Source organism: Oligella ureolytica DSM 18253 (genome assembly GCF_000373745.1).
Taxonomy (GTDB): domain Bacteria; phylum Pseudomonadota; class Gammaproteobacteria; order Burkholderiales; family Burkholderiaceae_B; genus Oligella; species Oligella ureolytica.
In genome coordinates this window covers 1-1,310 of sequence record NZ_KB892372.1, presented here as the reverse complement: position 1 = coordinate 1,310, position 1,310 = coordinate 1, and the positions used below count along the sequence as shown (strand labels likewise).

Genomic DNA, 1,310 nt, shown 5'->3' with positions numbered 1-1,310 from the left:
GCATCAAAGCGATTTTCTAAGGCACCACTTAAGGCCTCAGCATTCTCGGTGGTCGTCGCGGTAAAGACACGATCAGCCATCGCCTCGGCACTAAGCCCCGTGAGGAGGGTCTGCTTGGCAGCGTCTGTGATAAGGATATTCTTCGTGTTAATGCCACTGTAGGTCGTACTACCTTCGCTATCACTCACCTGCCCATAGCCCACACTGCCACTGGCTTCTCATCTAAAAACCCAATCAAAGGTTCAGACTCGTCGATTAAAACCACTTTTCACTCTCATTGAGACATGTCTGACCCGTTAAACAATCTTACTATCGCATAAATTCTGGCAAATCATAATATTCTGGAATTGTATAATCTTCTGAAAATTCTGGGAAATTAAATTCCTCAGACCAAATAACTTTACCAACATCTTCCATCATTTGATCAAAAAAAATAGATAGCTCCATTGAGAACAAACATATTTTTTTCAGATGATATACAGACTCCACGTACTCACCAGAGCTTAATTTTTTATTAGCAGCTCCAATTGAACCACCTAAACTATTTGTTTTCTCAAGAAAATACTCGTTCAGGTTAAGTTCATAATTTACAAACCAAGGACTTGACTCTGCAACCTTCTGTTCAAGAGCATTGATTTTTTTTATAATTAATTTAAACTCATTTAAATTAATATCAATTTTTAATGAAGAATCTTCCGAACAACTTAACTTATATTTCATGACTTTTGAAAGAGATTCAGATGAAAATACCATTGGCATTTTTAATAAGGTAGCTATATCTTCAGCTGTATTCGAAAAAACACCTGACAAATTCATTAAATATACTCGCATACGAACAAGTAAAGCCAGCATAGCAAGCCAATCTTCTCTAACAATGGCCGTATTTATAATGTTAAACGTAACATTTAATCTTTCTAACATTACTTTTAACTCATTATTCAAATCAACACTAAAATCATTACCTTCTTCAAACTCGCCCTCTTTTAATGCTGCCAATGTTTGGATAGTAAATTTACTATTTTCTAAATTTAAATTCAATTTGATCATTTTAATTCTCTTCCATTAGAACCTTTCGTTTTTTGTTCGTTATAACTTCCATTTAAGTTTAAAACAGCTTTTGCTCTTCCAGTTTTATCGAACACTTCAATATGATTCTTATGCTGACCATCTAAATAATATAAATCACCTTTTTTGATACTAGACCCGATATCCTTGTCAGCCCGATATACACTCTGACCTTGCACTATCTTACTAGTTTTTGTGGAATTGGCTTCTAATTGCTTCCCAAAACCTGACTGGCTAAAGAACTC

General features: G+C 35.0%; 2 protein-coding genes and 1 pseudogene. All 3 read right to left on the bottom strand.

From position 1 onward, the window contains the following. Positions 1 to 188, bottom strand: a pseudogene (locus B092_RS0113365) (VENN motif pre-toxin domain-containing protein); the annotation flags it as partial. A gap of 121 nt (positions 189 to 309) precedes the next feature. Then, positions 310 to 1,047 (bottom strand): hypothetical protein, encoded by a 738-nt coding sequence (locus B092_RS0113360; protein WP_018575725.1) that lies wholly within the window; start codon positions 1,045 to 1,047, stop codon positions 310 to 312. After that, the coding region (locus B092_RS15675; RefSeq protein ID WP_018575724.1) for a hypothetical protein at positions 1,044 to 1,310 on the bottom strand (267 nt) is incomplete at its 5' end. The genes B092_RS0113360 and B092_RS15675, both read right to left, overlap by 4 nt.